Source organism: Pseudomonas cyclaminis (assembly GCF_015163715.1).
Lineage (GTDB): Bacteria > Pseudomonadota > Gammaproteobacteria > Pseudomonadales > Pseudomonadaceae > Aquipseudomonas > Aquipseudomonas cyclaminis.
The window spans coordinates 1-1,019 of record NZ_JADDUM010000387.1 but is presented as its reverse complement, the minus strand read 5'-3'; the positions used below and the strand labels follow the sequence as shown (position 1 = coordinate 1,019).

1 protein-coding gene is annotated in these 1,019 nt (G+C 59.6%); it reads left to right on the top strand.

Features of this window, described 5'->3' with window-relative positions; genetic code table 11:
* Nucleotides 1-14: 14 nt before the first annotated feature.
* Nucleotides 15-929, top strand: coding sequence for a site-specific integrase (locus IQK56_RS30730; RefSeq protein ID WP_150759997.1), 915 nt, complete (start codon nucleotides 15-17; stop codon nucleotides 927-929).
* Nucleotides 930-1,019 lie beyond the last annotated feature (90 nt).

The window sequence follows — 1,019 nt, the reverse complement described above, 5'->3', positions numbered from 1 at the left end:
AAGGCTGATCTATTTTGACTGAGTCTCTCCGCAACCCACTGACCCTCTACCTGACCCGTTTGGCACCTTCCAGCCAACTGACCATGCGCTATGTATTGCAGGACGCTGCCGACCGCCTGGGCTTCGAAGACATCAACCTTGAAGACATCGACTGGCACCTGCTGCAACCCGAACATGTCATCGCCCTGGTGGCCGCCTTGCGTGAAGACGGCTACGCGCCGAACACCTCTTCGCTGTATGTAAACGCGGTGCGCGGGGTGATGAATGAGGCCTGGCGCCTGAGTCTGATCAGTCAGGAACACTTGTTGAAAATGCGCACGGTCAAGCCCGCGTCCGGTACGCGGCTGGGCCAGGGTCGCAACCTGCGGCGCACGCTGATCCGCGAAATGATGGAAGTCTGCGCCGCCGACCCTCGACCTCAGGGGCTGCGGGATGCGGCCGTAATCGGCATTCTCTACGGCTCAGGGATGCGCAAGTCGGAATCGGTCAACCTCGACCTGGCGCAGATCAACTTCGACGAACGCAGCTTGCGGGTGATCGGCAAAGGCAACAAAGAACTGATCAAGTACGCCCCGGACTGGGCGTTTGCCAAGCTGCAGGCCTGGTTGGCGTTTCGGCGTGACCAGCTCAAGGAGGGCGAGCAGGACGACAGTTTCCTGTTCAATCGCATCCGTCGGGGCAGCCATATCACCCGGGAACGCATCACCAAACATGCGATTTACTACATTGCCCGCCAACGCGGGGAGCAGGTGGGGGTAAAGATCATGCCCCACGATTTTCGCCGTTCGTTCATCACGCGGGTGATCGAGGAACATGACCTGTCGATTGCGCAGAAACTGGCGCATCACACCAATATCCAGACCACCGCCAGCTACGACGTGCGTGACGACAACGAACGCCGCCGAGCCGTAGACCGGTTCGACCTGTAGCGAGCGGGCTTGCCCGCGAAGCGGTTCCAACATTTACCGACGCAGTATCACTGAATAAACTCGGCAGCTTTATTGGGGCTGCTCCGCAGC